The organism is Streptomyces sp. NPDC001373, from assembly GCF_042895815.1.
GTDB lineage: Bacteria > Actinomycetota > Actinomycetes > Streptomycetales > Streptomycetaceae > Streptomyces.
Genome location: NZ_JBIAWQ010000016.1, coordinates 15,686 through 33,078 on the forward strand (window position 1 = coordinate 15,686; position 17,393 = coordinate 33,078).

Annotated in this window: 13 protein-coding genes; 2 read left to right on the plus strand and 11 right to left on the minus strand. The window is 74.9% G+C overall.

The features are described from left to right. Positions 1 to 10: 10 nt before the first annotated feature. The 9 genes from ACFY15_RS28255 to ACFY15_RS28295 form a co-directional block, all read right to left on the minus strand. The gene (locus tag ACFY15_RS28255; protein WP_390826306.1) at positions 11 to 1,921 is read right to left on the minus strand and encodes a TOMM precursor leader peptide-binding protein; all 1,911 of its coding nucleotides are present in this window, start codon (positions 1,919 to 1,921) and stop codon (positions 11 to 13) included. Then, on the minus strand, positions 1,918 to 3,639 hold the full coding sequence (locus ACFY15_RS28260) for a hypothetical protein (RefSeq protein WP_390689721.1): 1,722 nt from the start codon (positions 3,637 to 3,639) through the stop codon (positions 1,918 to 1,920). The genes ACFY15_RS28255 and ACFY15_RS28260 overlap by 4 nt, the downstream gene beginning before the upstream one ends. Continuing rightward, complete coding sequence (locus tag ACFY15_RS28265) at positions 3,636 to 4,772, minus strand: lantibiotic dehydratase C-terminal domain-containing protein (protein WP_390689720.1); 1,137 nt, start codon at positions 4,770 to 4,772, stop codon at positions 3,636 to 3,638. The genes ACFY15_RS28260 and ACFY15_RS28265 overlap by 4 nt, the downstream gene beginning before the upstream one ends. Positions 4,773 to 4,818: 46 nt before the next feature. Continuing rightward, entirely contained in the window at positions 4,819 to 7,500 is a 2,682-nt protein-coding gene (locus tag ACFY15_RS28270) for a lantibiotic dehydratase (protein WP_390826307.1), read from the minus strand. A gap of 92 nt (positions 7,501 to 7,592) precedes the next feature. After that, the gene (locus ACFY15_RS28275) at positions 7,593 to 7,775 is read right to left on the minus strand and encodes a thiazolylpeptide-type bacteriocin (RefSeq protein WP_390689718.1); all 183 of its coding nucleotides are present in this window, start codon (positions 7,773 to 7,775) and stop codon (positions 7,593 to 7,595) included. 53 nt (positions 7,776 to 7,828) lie between these two features. Continuing rightward, positions 7,829 to 8,020 (minus strand): thiazolylpeptide-type bacteriocin, encoded by a 192-nt coding sequence (locus ACFY15_RS28280; protein WP_390689717.1) that lies wholly within the window; start codon positions 8,018 to 8,020, stop codon positions 7,829 to 7,831. A gap of 395 nt (positions 8,021 to 8,415) precedes the next feature. Continuing rightward, on the minus strand, positions 8,416 to 8,769 hold the full coding sequence (locus tag ACFY15_RS28285; protein ID WP_390689716.1) for a zinc ribbon domain-containing protein YjdM: 354 nt from the start codon (positions 8,767 to 8,769) through the stop codon (positions 8,416 to 8,418). 100 nt (positions 8,770 to 8,869) lie between these two features. After that, positions 8,870 to 10,315, minus strand: a complete 1,446-nt coding sequence (locus ACFY15_RS28290) for a glyceraldehyde-3-phosphate dehydrogenase (protein WP_042817582.1) — start codon at positions 10,313 to 10,315, stop codon at positions 8,870 to 8,872. A 155-nt stretch (positions 10,316 to 10,470) separates the two neighbouring features. Then, entirely contained in the window at positions 10,471 to 11,430 is a 960-nt protein-coding gene (locus ACFY15_RS28295; RefSeq protein ID WP_390689715.1) for a LysR family transcriptional regulator, read from the minus strand. Positions 11,431 to 11,599: 169 nt separating this feature from the next. On the opposite strand from ACFY15_RS28295, the gene ACFY15_RS28300 reads away from it, so the two are divergent. Both ACFY15_RS28300 and ACFY15_RS28305 read left to right on the plus strand, forming a co-directional pair. After that, positions 11,600 to 15,082, plus strand: a complete 3,483-nt coding sequence (locus ACFY15_RS28300) for a M28 family peptidase (protein WP_390826335.1) — start codon at positions 11,600 to 11,602, stop codon at positions 15,080 to 15,082. 180 nt (positions 15,083 to 15,262) lie between these two features. Then, positions 15,263 to 15,718, plus strand: coding sequence for a GNAT family N-acetyltransferase (locus tag ACFY15_RS28305; RefSeq protein WP_390689714.1), 456 nt, complete (start codon positions 15,263 to 15,265; stop codon positions 15,716 to 15,718). 16 nt (positions 15,719 to 15,734) lie between these two features. Here ACFY15_RS28305 and ACFY15_RS28310 read toward each other — a convergent pair whose 3' ends face one another. Both ACFY15_RS28310 and ACFY15_RS28315 read right to left on the minus strand, forming a co-directional pair. Beyond that, positions 15,735 to 15,980 carry a hypothetical protein gene (locus ACFY15_RS28310; RefSeq protein WP_390689713.1) on the minus strand — a complete coding sequence of 82 codons (246 nt, stop codon included), beginning with the start codon at positions 15,978 to 15,980 and terminating at the stop codon, positions 15,735 to 15,737. 53 nt (positions 15,981 to 16,033) lie between these two features. Then, positions 16,034 to 17,020 carry an alpha/beta fold hydrolase gene (locus ACFY15_RS28315; protein WP_390689712.1) on the minus strand — a complete coding sequence of 329 codons (987 nt, stop codon included), beginning with the start codon at positions 17,018 to 17,020 and terminating at the stop codon, positions 16,034 to 16,036. Positions 17,021 to 17,393 lie beyond the last annotated feature (373 nt).

Genomic DNA, 17,393 nt, shown 5'->3' on the forward strand with positions numbered 1-17,393 from the left:
GGGCGGCGGGTCAGGGGAAGGGGTGCGGGTGGAGCGCGAGGTCCTCGTGACGCAGCGGCCGGGGGGCGCGGCCCAGCAGGTGGGGCACCTCCAGCAGCCGGGGCAGGCCGCGGGTGCGGCGGTTGACGTGCCCGAACGTCATGGGCAGCGAGCCGGGGACGATCACCTTCACGCAGTGCAGGCCGAGCCGGTCGCGCAGTCCCGGTTCGCTCTGGTCGACGGTGACGACCTCCAGGCCGGCGCGCTCCAGCCGGCCGACGGTGGCGGCGAGCAGGTCGCCGAGGTCCGCGACGGGTTCCGGCGCCCCCGGCCAGGCCCGCGCGGCCGGGAGGCACGGGGTGTCGGCGAAGAGGAACTCCAGGCGCGGGGCCGCCTCGGGAAGGGAGTTGAGCCCCACGTGGTCGTCCAGGCCCACCACCAGCTCGGGCCGGTCCAGCATCGGCCGCAGCCGCTCCGGGTCGCGCGGGCCGTCCTCGGCATGCGAACGCCCGGGCGACTCCAGCACGTTGGTGACCACCTCCGCCACGGCGGAGCGGATCGCGGCGCGCGGATCGTGGTGGGCGCCCGCCGCGAGGAACATCCGGGGCGCGTCGGGGTGGGACCCCTCGTAGCGGCAGACCGCCACGACCGCCGGGATGCCGAAGTCGTTGGTCGCGTCGAGCAGCCGGAGCCGGTAGCCGGCCACGGCGGCGCGGTCCGCGAGCAGGGCGGTGTCCGGGTCCTCCGGGGGCGGTTCGACGCGGCGCAGCGGGGTCGCGGCGTACCAGGCCATCAGGAAGGCGTCGCGTTCCGCGATCTCGAACAGGCCGTAGAGCGCGGCCTCTTCGGGGCTGTTGCCCAGTCCGCAGCCGTTGGAGGACTCGTAGACCACGCGCGGCCGCCCGGCGCCGGGCACGTCCCAGTAGGCGGCGTGTTCGGGGACGAGGACCGGGCGCCGCCGGGTCAGCGACCAGCCGCGCACCCAGTCCAGTTCCAGGTCCGGTGTATAGGGGACGGTCGGCGAGGCCGGGTGCCCGTGGTGGGCGGGGTCGGGCAGACCGAGCCGCTCGGGGTCCAGGGCGTGGTCGGGGCCGAGGGCGGCGAAGGGGGCGCGCAGGTCGGTGCGCCGGCCGGTGGGCCGCATGCCCGCGTACCGCTCGACGGCCTCGAAGAGGGCGATGCGCTCGCTGTCGGCGAAGTCGCGGGCGCGTCCGTACCCGCCGTCGTCGACGGGCCGGCCGTCGGCGACGAGTGCGCTGGTCAGGGAGAAGGCGGAGTCCTCGGAGCGGTAGAGGCTGCGCACCGGCCCGAACCGCTCGTCGTACAGCGCCTGCCGCAGGCGCTCGGGGCCGGCGGTGCGGGGGTTGGGCAGGCGCAGGACGTACGGGTCGGGCAGCGGGCGGGGGGCGGAGGGCAGCGGGGCCGGGGCGGTGGCGGAGTCGGCGGGCAGGGGGCGGCAGACGGCGCAGCCTCCGAGGGGGCGCGGGCGGTGGGTGGACCAGGTGCCGCGGCCCTGGTGGACGAGGTGGACGACGGCCGCCCCGGCGTCCTCGGTCCCGTCCTCGGCCTCCCCGTCCAGCAGGTCCCGCACCAGGGCGCCGAGCGAGGCGGTGAGGGCCGGGGAGGGGACACCGGCCAGTTCGAGCCCCGGACTCTGCCAGGGCACCCGGCCGCCCGCCGTGGCCAGCCGCTGCCGTTCGGTGCAGCACAGGCAGGCCGCCGCGCCCGGCGCCAGCAGCGGCCCGACCACGGCCAGCGGGCCGTCGAACCGTACGGGGACCAGGGCGACGGGGTGGGAGAGGGCGTGGCGGCTCAGTTCCTCGGCGAGCCCCAGGGTCCACCGGGTCAGCAGGACCACCGCCCCGCCGGCCGTGGTGGCCAGTGCGGCCTCGGGGCCGAGCACCGGTACGGGCAGGGAGCCCAGGGGGCCGGGGGCGTTCATCGGGCCTCCTCGGGGGCGGCGTGCAGGACGGTGAAGCCGAAGGCCCGCAGACGGACGGCGAGCGCGTGGGCGGGAGCGGAGGCGCAGGCGGGGGCGCCGGCCGTGAGGGCGGCGCCGGTCAGCCGGTGCAGCGCGCTCTGGAGCCGCTCCTCGCGCCGGGCCACGTCCGCCATCCAGCCGTTGGTCCAGCCGGGGTCCTCCCAGGCGGCGATCCGCGCTCCGGCGGTGGCCAGGGGGGCGACGGCCCCGCCCGAGGGCGGGACGGGCAGGACGTCCGCCCCGGCCGGGCGGGCGGATACGGCGGAGACGGCGGCCAGCGCGGCGAAGGCCGCCGCGTCGCCCGGGGTCGCCTCCACGGCCTCGCCGAGCGGCGCGGATCCGGGAGTTCCGGCCCGGCGGACGACCGCGTGGTACGCCTCCCCGCCCGGGGCCGCGCGCCGGACCTCCGGGCGGGCCGCCACTCCGAGGCGGCCGGCCAGCGTCGTCCACCAGTGGCGGGCCTGCGGATGCCCCGACCACTCCCCCTCCGGCACGGCCGGCCCGGCGGCGAGGCGGGCGGCCGCCGCGCGCAGGGCCCTCCCCCGGGCGTGCCCGGGGTTCGCCCCGACGGTGGACCCCCCTGCGCCCAGCAGCAGTTCGGCGGCCCGGCAGAACAGCTCCAGGCGGGCCAGGTCCAGCCGGGGCGCGCCCCCGGTGAGCCGCCTGCCCGGGATGTCGCAGGAGGCGAGGGGCACGGGCAGCTGGCTCAGGCCGGCCGGCTCCGGCCCGGGCAGGACTCCGCAGCGCCCGTCGCCGAGGGCGTCCAGCCGGCGCAGCGCCTCGTCGAGGGTCCGCGCGGGGGCGAGGCCGGTGTACCGGTCCGCGTCGAGCCGCTCGGGGCCGAGCCAGGTGCGGTAGTCGGCGCGCAGCGGGCGGGCGTCGGCGAGGAGCACGGCGGGCAGACCGGTCAGCAGCCGCTCGTCCCCGCCCTCGGCCGCCGGGTCCGGCAGCCCGGCGGCGGCGCACAGCAGCCGGTGCGCCGCCGTGCCGGCCAGCAGCGGGAGGAGCGCGGCGGGAGCGCCGTCCCCGGCCGGGCCGAGCCGGTCCTCCAGGGCCCGCGCGTCGGAGCGGGCCTGGGCCGGGCTGCCGGGTGCGGTGGCGTAGCCGCCCCCGCCGGAACGTCCCGCCGCGACCGCCCGGTCCGGTCCGGCGCCGTGGACGCGCAGCAGGACCCGGCCCGGGGGAAGGTCCGGGTCGGCGGTGTGGGCGACGGGCAGTCCGCCCCGCGCCAGGGCCCGTCCGGCGGCGCGGGCCAGGGGCGCGCCGGGGTCGCAGGCCAGCACCTCGGCCCGGGCGGTGACGAGCGCGGCGGCCGCCGCGCCGGGACGTGCGGCGCTCTCTCCGAGCCACCGGGCCACGGGTTCCCGGTCCGGGTCCGGGGGCTCCGGGTCCGGGGGCCGCTCCTCCGTCACGAGCAGGCCGTGGGCCTCCAGTTGTCCGAGGAGGACGTCCACCGCCCCGCGCAGCGCCGACCCGGGCTCGATGCCGTCGAGCAGGTCTTCCAGCCGGCCGCTGCGCAGCGGCTCCTCCAGCAGCTTCCAGAGGGCGGGGAGCGCCGCGCTGCCCTCCAGGGTGACGTTCCCGCCGCGGCCCCGCAGGTGCAGGCCGGCGCGCAGCGGGGTCACGGCCACCCCGGGACGGAGCCTGCGTACGGTCGCCGGGCGCGCGAGGGTGGTCATACCCGTCCCTCCACCGCGTCGACGGCCGCGCCGATCTCCGTGCGCCAGTCGCTGCCGGTCAGGCCCGGCACGGTGCGGACGACCAGGTGCGCCGCCAGGTAGCGCTCCAGCGGGCGGACGTCGCAGATGGCGAGGAGCCGGTACAGGGCGTTGGTGCAGGCTCGGTACACCAGGTACTCGGGGTCGTGGAACATCGCCCCGTGCGGGTCGGAGCGGCTCAGCAGCCGGTGGAACTCGCTGTACCGGGTGCGGAGGTCGTGGTCGTAGCGCTCCGCCGTGCCGGGGTCTCCGGTGGCCAGGGCCCGCGCCGCGTACGCGGGGGCGGAGCCGTGCAGGTCGGCGCCCGCGTCCAGGCGGGCGCGCGCCAGCCGCCGGGCTCCCGCGGAGAACTCCGCCCAGGTCCGCTCCCAGCCGAGCGCGCCGCCGTCGGCGATCCGCCCGACGAGGGCGGTCACCGCCCCGTCAGCGGCCTCGCCGTGGCGGTCGAAGCGCTCCCGCAGCCGGCCGTCCGGGTCCTCGTGGACGAGGAAGTCCTCCAAATGGGAGACGTACGACCAGTGGCCTCCGGCGAGGCCGCCGGGATGGGCGGCCGCGTGCGCGGCGAGGGCGGTCACCGCGAGCCGGATCCGGGCCTGAGCGCCGTCGCCGTGTTCGCCGAGGAAGCCCGCGCCGGCCCGCAGTGCGCCGAGTCCGGCCCGCAGCAGGTCCTCGCGCAGCTCGGTGCCGTCGGCGCCGAGCAGGGCGCGTACGGAGGAGCGGTCGACGGCCTCGGTGCGGACCGTGTTGTCGGGCTCGATCGGCCCGTAGGGCGGGGGCACGAGTTCGGCGCGCCCGGCTTCGGCGGCCCGCTCCAGCAGCTGTGCCGCGGTGAGGTCCGCGTGCGAGGGGTGCTCGCGGAGCCAGTCGCGGAGCACGGCTGTGGCGGCTCCCGCCGCCTCCTCCACCTGCCGGGCCGAACCCTGGAGCCGCAGCCGCAGGTGGGGGCCGTGCAGCCAGTGCCGTTCCACGTGGGCGGCCAGTCCGCCGGCGGCGGCCTCCTCGGCCAGGGGCAGCAGCGCCCCGCGCAGCAGGGGGGCCTTGTCGGGGTGGTGGTGATAGGCCACCACGTCGAGGGCGTGGTCGTCGGGACGCATCCGCTCCGTACTCCCTTCCTTCGTCGTCCGGGGTCGTTTCATCGCCTCATCGCCGCCGTCCGCTCCGGTAGACCTCCAGAACGAGTTCGACCGCGCGGGCCGGGGCGTCCTGGCCGCCGGGGGCGGGCAGGGCCTCCTCCAGGACGGCGCCACCGCCGTGGCGGGAGAGCCATCTGTGCAGGCAGCGCAGGTGCAGGGCGTTGCCCAGGTCCAGCAGGTGCGGCTTGGGGCGGCCGAGGCGGGTCAGGAAGTCCGCGGCGGCGCGCCCGGTGGGGGCGGTGTCGGCCGGGTGCAGGAAGACCTGCTCGGGGAGGTCCAGGGCGGCGCGCCAGCGGGTGGCGGCCTCCGCCGGGACCTCGCCGCCGGCGGCGAGGTCGGCGCGCAGCCGCTCCAGCGCGTCGGGCGGCAGCAGCCAGCGCCGGCGGCGGAGCACCACGTCGCGGTGGCGCAGCCTGGGCGTGTGCACGACCTGGCCGCCGCCCGGCGCGGGGAGGGCGCCGCGTGGGACGAGCGGGCGGAGGTCGACCACGCCGTGGGGCTGGTCGGCGAGGTGGGCGCCGAGGCGGCGCGGCAGCAGGACGGGCGAGAGGAAGCCGGGGTAGAGCACGTCGAGGAGTTCGCCGGTGCTCCGCAGCCGGATGCGCACCTGGTCGTCGGCCTCGTCGTGGACGAGTTCCAGGTCGGCCTCGCCGAGGGAGGCCCAGCGGCGGTCGGGGCCGATCTCGTCCGGGACGAGGAGGGGGTGGAGGTTGGCGTTGAACCCGCCGACGGGGCGGATCTGGGCGGCGCGGGCGCCGGGGCCCAGGGCGCGCCGGATCTGCCGGGACACCTCGGCGGTGGCGTCCGGATCCAGGCTGTCCAGGAACCGGCTGGTGAAGCGGCCCCAGCCGCCGTAGACGTGGTTGACGCACAGCCGCCCGGTGCGGGGGTCGCGCTGGAGGAAGTAGGCGTAGCTGAGCGGGCGGGCGAGGGCCCAGTCGGGCAGCCGCTCGCCGAGGCCCTTGAGGAGGTCCGGGGGCAGGACGACCTCCTCGGCTCCCGCGGGGTCCGCGTCCAGGGAGTTCCGGACGGCGGCCACCGCCTCGGAGCGCAGGCGCGCCAGCGCGTCCGTCCCTGCGGGGAGTGGCTCGGCGGGGTCGAGGGCGGCGAGCCGTCCGGCGGTCTCCCAGGCGTCGGCGATCTCGGCGCCGAACTCCCACGGGGCCGGGCAGCGGCCTCCGGCACCGTAACGGGCGACGAAGCGGTCGCGGACGACCCGGCGCACGAGGTGGCCGAGGTCGAAGAGCTCCGCCAGCGCCGTGACCTCGCCGAGCGTCTCGTGGTCGCCGGCGTCGAGGAAGCCGTCGAGGTCGAGGGGCCGTGGGGCGACGACGTCCTCGGAGAGGGTGCTGAGGGGTGCGGACACGCCCGGGACGGGGCGTCCGGCGACGGCCAGCGCCTCGCTCCAGCGGTGGGACAGGCCGGCCAGCAGGGCCGGCCGGTCCGCTGCGGGAGTGTCGGCGAAGGAGGCGGTCGTCCGGGCGAGCTCGGCGAGCCGGTCGGCCTGGGCGGCGTCCTCGGCCCGGTCCTCGGGGGTGGCGCCGTCGAGGGAGCGCAGCCACCGGGCGAGGCGGCCCAGCGGGTCGGGGTCCTGTGGCGGGACCGGGTCAACGGGCACCAGCAGGCCGGCCTCCGTGAGCCGGCCGAGGAAACGGGCGGCGGCGGCCCGGCCGTCGCCGCCCCCGCCCGTCAGGGCGGCGGCCAGCAGCCCGGTCAGCTCCTCCAGCGGTACGGGGAGCCCGGCCCGGTCGGTGACCAGGCCCAGCGGACCGGTGGCGGGCAGCTCGGCCTCGTCCTCGCCGGCCACGAGGTAGCGGCCTCCGGCGAAGGAGGTCCGGTCGCGGGAGTAGGCCACCCGCCCGCCGGCGCTCCGGGCGGTGCTGGTGATGCGGTGGGGCAGGGCGGCCCTGCGGTGCGGGGCGTCGAGGAGGGCGAGGGTGAGGGCGGTGGCCAGGGTGCGGCTGGGCTGTACGACCGCGTGCAGGGGGCCCTCGAACAGGGCCTCCCGGCCCCAGGCGGTGACGGTGCGGCCGGGGGCCGCCGACAGGGGGCCCCAGCCGACCGCGGTGAACCAGGAGAGCGGGCTGGTCTTGGTGCTGGCCCTCAGGGCGTAGCGCAGGACGGCGGGCTCCTCCTTGCGGGCCCTGCGGTCCTGGGCGCCGGTGCCCGCCCGCTGCACGGCCCGCAGCAGGTCTGCGCTCGTGAGGGCGACGGCCTTGGCGAGGGCCGGCTCGCGGCACAGGGCGGCCAGGGCACCGCGTTCGGCGGCCAGGGCCCGTCCGGCGGCGGGGGCGAGTTCGGCGAGGAGGGCGGCGCGGCGGGTACGCAGGTCGAGCCAGGAGGCGAGCCGGGGAAGGCGCTGCGGGAGGTCGCCGAGGCGTTCCAGCAGGGCGGGGCGTGGTTCGCGCCCGTTGTGCAGGGCGCGGCGCAGCGGGAGGACCACGTCGCGGTGGAGCGTGTCGGGGTGGCCGCCACGGCTGGCGTACAGGTCGTCGCAGAGGAGTGCGGCGGTCCGCATCAGCTGCCGGTCGATCCGGTGGAGCCGGGCGAGCAGGGCACGGAAGCCGGCGGCGTCGGCCGTCTGGGCGGGGTGGGTCAGCACGGTGGCGCGGACCAGCGCGTACGGCGCGGACCACACCCGGTGGGCGTCGGCTCCGGCCCCGGCGGGCGTGCCGTGTGGCTGCTGCATGCTGGTGTCCCCGTCCTGTGGGTGGTGGCGCGGGCTTCCCGCCGCGCTCGGGGCGCGGCGGGAAGCGGGTCTGCGTCGTGGGCGGTCCGTGGTTACACGGGGGTCGGGCTGGTCGGCTGCGCGCAGGACGACGAGCCCTGGCACGAGCACGAGCCCCAGGACGCGCCGCCCTCGGGCAGCGCGACCGTGTCCCGCATGGCGGTGACGGTCAGGTCGCCGAGGTCCAGGTCGAGGTCCTCGAAGCCGAATCCGGGCGTGTGGTTTCCGGGTGTCATGGATGTCTCCTCTGGTGGAAGGCCGATGGTCCGGGTGCCGGCGGTGCGGGTCGTCAGCCGATGAACGGCGAGTCCATGACCGGCGGCTTGTTGCAGGAGGAGGAGGCCTGGCAGGAGCAGGAACCCGACGAGGCGCCGCCCTCGGGCAGCGCGACCGTGTCCCGCATGGCGGTGACGGTCAGGTCGCCGAGGTCCAGGTCGAGGTCCTCGAAGCCGAATTCGGGGGTGCGCGCGGTGTCGGACATGTGTGTCTCCCTCAGTTGGAAGCGAAAGCCGAAAGGTGCACGGGGCGGAATTCCGCAGGCCTGCGCAACGGCGCGGGCGGCGGAAGGGAATGCCGGATTTCGTCGGGTTGCGGTCCGGCCGGATATCGCTCACATCCGGCCACTGGTGCGGCCGACCCGGTTCTCAGGATCACCCAGGGCGCGAAGGGCCGCTAGAGCCGGGATCCGGCCGCGCTTCCGAAGCCGTGCGGGGTTTGGCTCGAACACAAGGGAAATCCCGCCGCTCCTGGACGCGATTCCACGTCATCCGGCCACGGCGGCCTGATTCCTTCCGCCCATGGCCGGTCCGGGCAGGGAAAAGCCCCCGGCCACCAGGGGTGGACGGGGGCGGAAACGAGCGGGATGTCAGTCAGAAATCAGCCTTTCCTCACCACGCCGGACTTCAGCTGCATGGAGCCGAACCCTTCGATCCTGCAATCGATGTCGTGGCCGTCGACGCCGTCGACGAGGCGGATGTTGCGCACCTTGGTGCCGGCCTTGATGCCGGTCGGGTGGCCCTTGACCTTCAGCCCCTTGACGACGGTCACGGTGTCGCCGTCGGCGAGCACGTTGCCGACCGCGTCCTTGATCACCCGCTCCTGCGGGGCGTCGGCCTCGGCCGCGGCGAGCGGCCACTCGTGCCCGCATTCGGGACAGACGAGGAGGGCGCCCATCTCGTAGGCGTACGCGCTGGAGCATTCGGGGCAGGGGGGAAGTGCGGTGTCGGTCACTTGACCATCCTAGGGAACGGATGAAAACGGATGAAACGGAGCGGTGCCCCGTCGGCCGAAGTCGACGGGGCACCGGAGCGCACGCTCTCCCGGGGGACGGTCAGGCGACCGGGACCGGGTAGGTCGGGTACTCGACGCCGGACACGTGCTGGACCACACGGATGACCTGGCAGGAGTAGCCGAACTCGTTGTCGTACCAGAGGTACAGGATCGCGTTGTCGCCGTCGACCTTGGTGGCGCCGGCGTCCACGATCGAGGCGTGGCGCGAGCCGACGAAGTCCATGGAGACGGCGTCGGGGGCGGTGGTGAAGTCGATCTGACGCTTCAGCGGCGAGTGCAGCGAGACGCCGCGGAGGTACTCGAGGACCTCGTCACGGGTGGTCTCGCGGCCCAGCCGCAGGCTGAGGATGGCGATCGAGACGTCCGGGACGGGGACGCGGATCGAGCTGCCGGTGATCGGCGCCTTGAGGTCGGGCAGCGCCTTCGCGACGGCGGAGGCGGCGCCGGTCTCGGTGATGACCATGTTCAGCGGCGCGGAGCGGCCGCGGCGGTCGGCCTTGTGGTAGTTGTCCAGGAGGTTCTGGTCGTTGGTGAACGAGTGGACGGTCTCCACGTGGCCGCGCAGCACGCCGTACTCGTCGTCCATGGCCTTGAGCGGCGGGACGATCGCGTTGGTGGTGCAGGAGGCGCAGGAGAGGATCTGCTCGTCCGGCTTGATCGTGTCGTGGTTGACGCCGTGCACGATGTTCGGGACGTCGCCCTTGCCCGGGGCGGTCAGGACGACCTTGTCGATACCGGGGCGCAGGTGCTTGGAGAGGCCCTCGCGGTCGCGCCACTTGCCGGTGTTGTCGATGAGGATGGCGTCCTTGATGCCGTACGCCGTGTAGTCGACCTCGGAGGGGTCGTTCGCGTAGATCACGCGGATCGCGTTGCCGTTGGCGATGATCGTGCTGTTCGCCTCGTCGACCGTGATCGTGCCCTGGAACTGGCCGTGGATCGAGTCGCGGCGCAGCAGCGAGGCGCGCTTGACCAGGTCCGCCTCGCCGCCACCGCGGACGACGATGGCGCGCAGGCGCAGGCCGTTGCCGGAGCCGGCCTTCTCGATGAGCAGACGGGCGACGAGGCGGCCGATGCGGCCGAAGCCGTAGAGGACGACGTCGCGGCCGGAGGAGCCCTCCAGCTTGTTCTCGCCGGTGGCGCCGGCGACGGCCTCGGCGGTGAAGTCGGCCACGGACAGGCCGCGGTCGTCGCTGTTGTAGTTCGCGGCGAGCATGCCGATGTCGATCTGCGACGGACCGAGATCGAGCGCGGCGAGAGCCTGCAGGAACGGCATGGTCTCGGTGACCGAGAGCTCCTCGCCGTCGATCTGCCGGGCGAACCGGTGGGTCTTGAGGATGCTGACCACCGACTTGTTCACCAGGGAGCGGCTGTGCAGCAGGATCGTTACATCCCGCTCGCGGTGCAGCTTCCCGATGATCGGGATCATCGACTCCGCGATCTCCTCGCGGGTCTTCCAGTTGCTGAACGAGTCCTCGTTGACAGTCACAGAGTTATCTTTCGAGCTAGGCGGCGCTCATATGCTAACCCGACCGGGCCCGGCGTCCTCTGCGGGGGTGGCGGGGCAACCGCCCGCGATCAGGGGCGCACAGCGCGTGAGCGCGCGGCGGGGGTGCGGGGGCGGAGGCGAGGCGGCGGCGGAGGTCAGCCGAGGGTCGGGTGGGCTTCCGGGTGGGCGTCCCACCATGTCCGGTGGAAGGCGTTGTTGTCCACGTTCGCCAGGTACGCCTCCACGGCCGCCCGGTGGAGCAGCTCCGCCTGGTGCGCGGAGACCGACGACCGGTTCCAGGCCAGCCGGATCCGGCCGGTGACCGGGGTGCCGGCCAGGGGCCGCATGACCGTGCCCGGTACGGCGGGGGCGGTGGGCTGGCTCAGCGAGATCGCCCGGCCCGCCGCGATCAGGTCGTGCTGCATCTTGCGGTCGGTGATCCGGTAGCGCAGCGAGGGGGTGAAGCCCGCCCTGGCGCAGGCCTCGATCAGGGCCTCGGGGCCGCCGTCGTCGTCCTGGACGAGGGTCATCCACTGCTCGCCGGCCAGGTCGGCCAGGTCGAGCCGGGTGCGGCCGGCCAGGGGGTGGCGCGCGGACATCCGGATGCAGAACGGCTCCCGGGGCACGACGGTGCGGGCCTGGACTCCGCCGGGCAGGGGGACCTCGTAGTCGTTGACCTCCCCGTAGACGACGGCGTCGTACCGGCCGGCGCCGAGCATCCGCACGAGGGCCGTCACCGAGGTCTCCAGGTCCACCGCCACCTCCCGCCCGGACAGGGCCAGGTCGGTGCGGGCGAGCAGGCCGTCCAGGAGGACGAGCAGGATGCAGCCGAGCCGCAGGGGCGCGTCCGCCGACAGGGCGCGGGCCTCGGCCCCCAGGGCGTCCATCTCCCCCAGCACGCGGCGGGCCTTGGCGAGGACGAAGTGGCCCAGCGGGGTGGGCTCCACCCCGCTGCGGCCGCGGACGAAGAGCTCGCCGCCCGTGACCCGCTCGATCCTGCGCAACTGGGCGGAGAGCGCAGGCTGGGAGACCCCGAGCCGGCGCGCGGCCGCGCCCAGACTGCCTGCTTCCGCTATCCGGCAGACGGCTTGCAGGTGCCTCAACTCCAGCTGCATCCAGGCAGCTTACGAAGCGTCACCGCGCGGCACCATAACCCGGGCCCTATGCCCGCAGGGATGTCCCAATCTCGCCATGTCCACGCTCATACTCGGCGACGGCGCAAGCCAGACACCCCCCACACACGATCGGAGTGGACTCGTGCAGCCCACCAGATGGACGGCGTCCGTGGCGGCCTTCGCGCTGACCGCGAGCCTCGCCGGAGCGCTGGCCGGCACCGCGTCGGCCGCGCAGCAGCCGGATCCCGTACCGCCCCGGCCCTCGCGGGCCGACCGGGCCGTGGCCGCCGCGGACGCGGCCGTCCGCAGCGGCCTCGACAGCCTGGTCAACCAGCCGCAGCAGCAGTACGACCGCCGCCTGGTCACCCCCTGGGTGCAGGACCTGTTCTCCGTCGCGTACGAGCGCAGCTACCGCGGCCTGCCGGTCGTCGGCGGCGACGCGGTCGTCCTCGCGGACGGGGAGGGCAGGGTCCGCGCCCTCCAGTCGGCCTCCTCGACCGTGATCGACGTCGCGACCACCCCGACCGTCACCGCCAAGGCGGCCGAGTCCTCGTCCCGGGCCGAACTGGCCCGGGTGGACCGGGTGGAGAGCAGCCGGCTGGTCGTCCGGCTCAAGGACGACAGGCCGGTGCTGGCCTGGGAGACCGTCCTGACCGGGTCGACGAAGTCGGCGCCCAGCCGGCTGCACGTTTTCGTGGACGCCCGTACCGGCAAGGTCGTCGACCGCTGGGACGAGGTCGTCGCGGGCAGCGGCAGCAGCGAGTGGAACGGTCCCGGCCCGCTGACGATCGACACCACCGCCTCCGGCGGCACCTACTCCCTGCGCGACCCGAACCGCCCGGGTCTGAGCTGCGCGGACTACAGCAGCGGCACCGTCTTCTCGAAGTCCTCGGACTCCTGGGGCACCGGCAACCCGACCTCCAAGGAGACCGGGTGCACGGACCTCATGTTCGCCGCGCAGAAGCAGTGGGACATGCTGCGCCAGTGGCTCGGCCGCAACGGCGTCGACGGCAACGGCCGCAGCTTCCCGGGCAAGGTCGGCCTGAGCGACCTCAACGCGTACTGGGACGGCAGCTCGGTCACCATCGGCCACAACAGCGCCAACGAGTGGATCGCCGGCATCGACGTGGTGGGCCACGAGTACGGGCACGCCATCGACACCAACACCCCCGGCGGCGCCAGCGGCCAGGAGGCCGGGCTGGGCGAGGGCACCGGCGACATCTTCGGCGCGCTGACCGAGGCGTACGCCAACGAGCCCGCCCCGTACGACACCCCCGACTACACCGTCGGCGAGATGATCAACCTCCAGGGCCGGGGCCCGATCCGGAACATGTACAACCCCTCCGCGGTCAACAACGACCCGTCCTGCTACAGCTCCGCGATACCGGGCACCGAGGTCCACGCGGCCGCGGGCCCCCTCAACCACTGGTTCTACCTGCTGGCCGAGGGCAGCAACCCCGGCGGCGGCAAGCCGGGCAGCAGCACCTGCAACCAGTCCACGGTCACCGGCGTGGGCGTGCAGAACGCCGGCAAGATCTTCTACGGCGGCATGCTGCTCAAGACCAGCAGCATGTCCTACAAGAAGTACCGGACGGCGACGCTGAGTTCCGCGAAGACCCTCGACGCCTCCTGCGACCTGTTCACCAGGACGAAGGCGGCCTGGGACGCCATCAGCGTGCCGGCCCAGTCCGGCGACCCCACCTGCACCCCCAGCGGCCAGGGCGACTTCTCGCTCACCCTCGCCCCCGCGTCGGGCAGCGTGCAGCAGGGCGCCTCGGTGACCACCACCGTGGCCACCAGCACCACCACCGGCCAGGCCCAGCAGGTCACCCTCACCGCGAGCGGCCTGCCCGCCGGGGTCACCGCCTCCTTCAACCCGGCCACCGTGCAGTCCGGCCAGTCCTCCACCCTGACCCTGTCCGCGAGCTCCGCCACGGCCGCCGGGCCGGCCACGGTCACCGTCAAGGGCCAGGGCGCCTCCCTCGCGCACACCGCCGACTACGCCCTGACCGTCGGCGGCGGCCAGCCCGACCCCGCCACCCCGCCGGACATCAGCGCGGCCAACATCCAGGCGCACCTGAACCAGCTGGGCACCATCGCCACGCAGAACGGCGGCAACCGCCGCGCCGGCAGCGGCGGCCACACCCAGTCCCTCGCCTACATCAAGGGCAGGCTCCAGGCCGTCGGCTACACCGTCGCCGAGCAGACCTGCACCTCCTGCACCTACCCGTCGAACAACCTGATCGCCGACTGGCCCGGCGGCCCCGACGACCAGACCGTGATGTTCGGCGCCCACCTCGACAGCGTCTCCGCCGGCCCGGGCATCAACGACAACGGCTCCGGCTCGGCCACCCTGCTGGAGAACGCCCTGGTGCTGGCCCAGAAGAACCCCACCATGACCAAGCACGTGCGCTTCGCCTGGTGGACCGACGAGGAGCAGGGCCTCAACGGCTCCGAGTTCTACGTGGGCGGGCTGAGCAGCGCCCAGCGCGCCGCCATCAAGGGCTACTACAACTTCGACATGGTCGGCTCGCCCAACGGCGGCTACTTCATCAACAACGTCAACTCCACCACGGCCGCCCCCCTCAAGGCGTACTGGACCTCGCTGAACCTCGCCCCCGAGGAGAACACCGAGGGCCAGGGCCGCAGTGACGACTACTCCTTCCAGCAGGCCGGCATCCCCACCTCCGGCTACGCGGCCGGCGCCAGCGCCCGCAAGACCTCCGCGCAGGCCGCGAAGTGGGGCGGCACCGCGAACGCCGCGTACGACTCCTGCTACCACAGCTCCTGCGACACCCCCGGCAACATCAACGCCACGGTCCTGGACCGCAGCGCCGACGGGGTCGCCTACGCCATCTGGAAGCAGGCCGTCGGCGGCACCGCCCCGGCCTCCGACTTCTCCCTCTCCACCTCCCCCGCCGCGGGTACCGCCTCGCCGGGCGGCAGCGTCACCTCGACGGTGAACACCGCCACCGTCAGCGGCAGCCCGCAGAACGTCGCACTGACGGTCTCGGGCGCCCCGGCCGGCGTCACCGCCACCCTCAGCCCGTCCTCCGTGCAGTCCGGCCAGTCCTCCACCCTCACCGTCCAGGTGGCCGCCGGCACCGCCCCCGGGACGGCGACCCTGACCGTGACCGGCACCGGCTCCACCACCCACAGCACCACGTACACGCTGGCCATCGGCGGGGGCGGCGGCAGCTGCACCCCGGCCCAGGTCGTGGCCAACGGCGGCTTCGAGAACGGCGCCGCCCCCTGGAGCGCCACCTCCGGCGTCATCACCAACCAGGCCGGCGAGACCCCGCACGGCGGCGCCTTCATGGCGTGGCTCAACGGCTGGGGCTCCCCGCGCACCGACAGCGCCTCGCAGTCGCTGACCCTCCCGGCCGGCTGCTCCTCGGCCCGCCTCGCCTTCTCCCTCCACATCGACACCGACGAGACCGAGAACACCGTCTACGACACGTTCACCGTATCGGTGGGCGGCCAGACCCTGGAGACCCTGTCCAACGTGGACGCGGGACCCGGCTACGTGCTCAGGAGCTACGACGTCTCCCAGTTCGCCGGGCAGACCGTCACCCTGCGGTTCCAGGGGGTGGAGGACCAGTCCCTCCAGACCTCCTTCGTGGTCGACGACGTCACCCTCCGGGTGAGCTGACCGACCCGCGGCACCGTCCAGGAGCCCGGCCCGGCGACCCGCCGGACCGGGCTCCACCGCGTCCGCCCCTGTCCACGGCGTCAGGACGGCGGCCCGGCTTTGGACACGGCGGCGCATCACGGGCCGCCGGGCGCTCCGGCATGATCGGTTCCCGAGCCCCGATCCCAGGAGATCCCAGACATGTCCGACATCTTGGTCCGTGCCGCCCAGCCCGGGGACTTCGCCCAGTGGCGCGCCCTGTACCGGGGCTACGCCGACTTCTACGGGGTGGAGCAGACCGAGGAGGCCGCGGGGACCGTCTGGGCCTGGATCAACGACCCCGCGCACGAGGTCGGCGCCCTGGTGGCCGAGGACGCCGAGGGCCGGCTCGTCGGCCTCGCCCACTACCGCCCCTTCGCCCGCCCGCTGTCCGCGACGACCGGCTGCTTCCTGGACGACCTGTTCGTCGCCCCCGGACACCGCGGCTGCGGCGCGGCCGACCTGCTGCTCGGCGCCCTGCGCGAGCGCGCGGCGGAGCGCGGCTGGAGCGTCGTCCGGTGGATCACCGCCGACGACAACCACCGGGCCCGGTCCAAGTACGACCAGGTGGCCACCCGCACCATGTGGGTCACGTACGACATGGCCCCGGGCCGCTGACCCCCCTGCGCCCGCCCTACCCTGCGGCGTCCGCGCAGGCGGGACAGACCCGGTCCGCGTACTCCTGCGGGTACCAGGGCGCACCGGGCTCCCCGGAGGGCTGCCGGGGGGCCGTCTCCATGGCGAAGGTGTCCCTGCCGCAGAGCGTCCGGGGGCCGCGTACGGAGCTGCGGCCCGGGGCGGCGGGCGCCGCGTGCACGCGCAGGACGGACCCCTCGCCGCCCGGCCGGTCGTACTCGTACACGACCACGGTCTCGCTCATACCTCGACGATAGGCGGACCGGCCGGCCCCCGCGCGCCCGCGCCGGGGCCGGGTCAGCGGCAGGCGCCGGCCGCCAGCTCCAGCTCGTCCGCCCACACCGCCGCGTCCCGCGGTCCGGCGTGCGGCGCGGCCAGGGAGCGGACGCGGAAGGGGTTGCGCGGGGTGGTCTCGTCCGCCTCACGGATCATCAGGTCCTGGAGCGCGAGCGGGATCGAGTGGTCCCGGGTGAAGCGCAGGAACGTGCGCTTCACCCGCCCCCACGTCTCCGGGAGCCCCCGGGAGTCGGCGTTCCCGATCGCCGTCGACTCGTCCGGCTCCAGGGTGGCGATCAGCGCCCGCACGGCGTCGTCGGGCCAGTCGGCGGCGAGCGCGTCCTTGGCCGCCGCGAAGAAGGCGGGGTCGCCGGAACGCCAGTTGACCCGGTTGACGCCCAGCTCAGGCGGGGTCCTGACGGGCTCCAGCCGGAACAGGGCGCTGGTGGAGGCCTCAGGGGTGGACATCAGGTGCGTGGCGGAGGTGTGCCGCGTCGCGCAGAACGCGGAGGCGTACACCAGGTGGGAGATCAGCTCGGGGATCCGGTTGGCGACCGCGTTGAGGGTCGCCCCGCCCATGCTCTGGCCGACCAGGACCACGGAACCGAGGCGGGAGGCACGCCGTACGACGCCCACGACGTGCTCGGCGAAGTCGTCCAGGGTCACCTTCCCGAGGGGCGAGGGCTCGGTGCGCAGCGCCTCCAGGTTCTGCGGGGTCTGGTAGGAGGCGGGGTAGTACGCCCCGCGCCCGTGCCCGGGCAGGTCGACGGCGACCGCCTTGTGCCCCCGCAGCCCCAGCTCGGCGAGGACGGGGGCCCAGCCGTAGGAATTGCTGCCGGCCCCGTGCACGAGGACGAACACGGGCGCCGTGCAGCGCCGCTCATCGGCGTGCCCGACGCCCCCGCCGCCCCCGACACCGGCCACCGCCCCCGCCCCCACGACGGCCGCCTTCAGCACCCCGCGCCGGGAGTGCGCTCCGAAACCCCTGCTGTCGTTCGATTCGCTCATGCGGCCGACTCTAGGAGCCGGGCCGTGCCGTCTCGCCGTATACCGGCCACGCCACGGCCGCGCCGCGTCAATCGGGCTGGCTCGAAACCGTCGGTGCGGGGGCTCTCGCCGACGGGCCGGTTCCCCTTGGCCTCCTCCAGGAGTTCCACCCCTGAGCGTCCGCCGGGATCCGACGGCCCATCAGGTCAAGCGTCCCGGACTCTTGACTCCTTACGCGCCAGTAGCGATTCTCATGCCCTCTGTTGTGCGGGGCATGACAAATCATGCCTTGATTCGACCGCGCTCTCCGCCGACCGAAGGCATGAGTGATCACCTTGACCCCTCACCCTCCCCCACGCCCGCGCCACCGGCGCCGGCGTCCCTTCGCGCTCCT

Coding starts and splice junctions, on each gene's coding strand:
- ACFY15_RS28275 (WP_390689718.1), bottom strand. CDS start 7,775: ATGACACCCGGAAACCACACGCCCGGATTCGGCTTCGAGGACCTCGAC.
- ACFY15_RS28310 (WP_390689713.1), bottom strand. CDS start 15,980: ATGAGCGAGACCGTGGTCGTGTACGAGTACGACCGGCCGGGCGGCGAG.
- ACFY15_RS28295 (WP_390689715.1), bottom strand. CDS start 11,430: ATGCAGCTGGAGTTGAGGCACCTGCAAGCCGTCTGCCGGATAGCGGAA.
- ACFY15_RS28305 (WP_390689714.1), top strand. CDS start 15,263: ATGTCCGACATCTTGGTCCGTGCCGCCCAGCCCGGGGACTTCGCCCAG.
- ACFY15_RS28315 (WP_390689712.1), bottom strand. CDS start 17,020: ATGAGCGAATCGAACGACAGCAGGGGTTTCGGAGCGCACTCCCGGCGC.
- ACFY15_RS28260 (WP_390689721.1), bottom strand. CDS start 3,639: ATGACCACCCTCGCGCGCCCGGCGACCGTACGCAGGCTCCGTCCCGGG.
- ACFY15_RS28280 (WP_390689717.1), bottom strand. CDS start 8,020: ATGTCCGACACCGCGCGCACCCCCGAATTCGGCTTCGAGGACCTCGAC.
- ACFY15_RS28270 (WP_390826307.1), bottom strand. CDS start 7,500: ATGCAGCAGCCACACGGCACGCCCGCCGGGGCCGGAGCCGACGCCCAC.
- ACFY15_RS28255 (WP_390826306.1), bottom strand. CDS start 1,921: ATGAACGCCCCCGGCCCCCTGGGCTCCCTGCCCGTACCGGTGCTCGGC.
- ACFY15_RS28265 (WP_390689720.1), bottom strand. CDS start 4,772: ATGCGTCCCGACGACCACGCCCTCGACGTGGTGGCCTATCACCACCAC.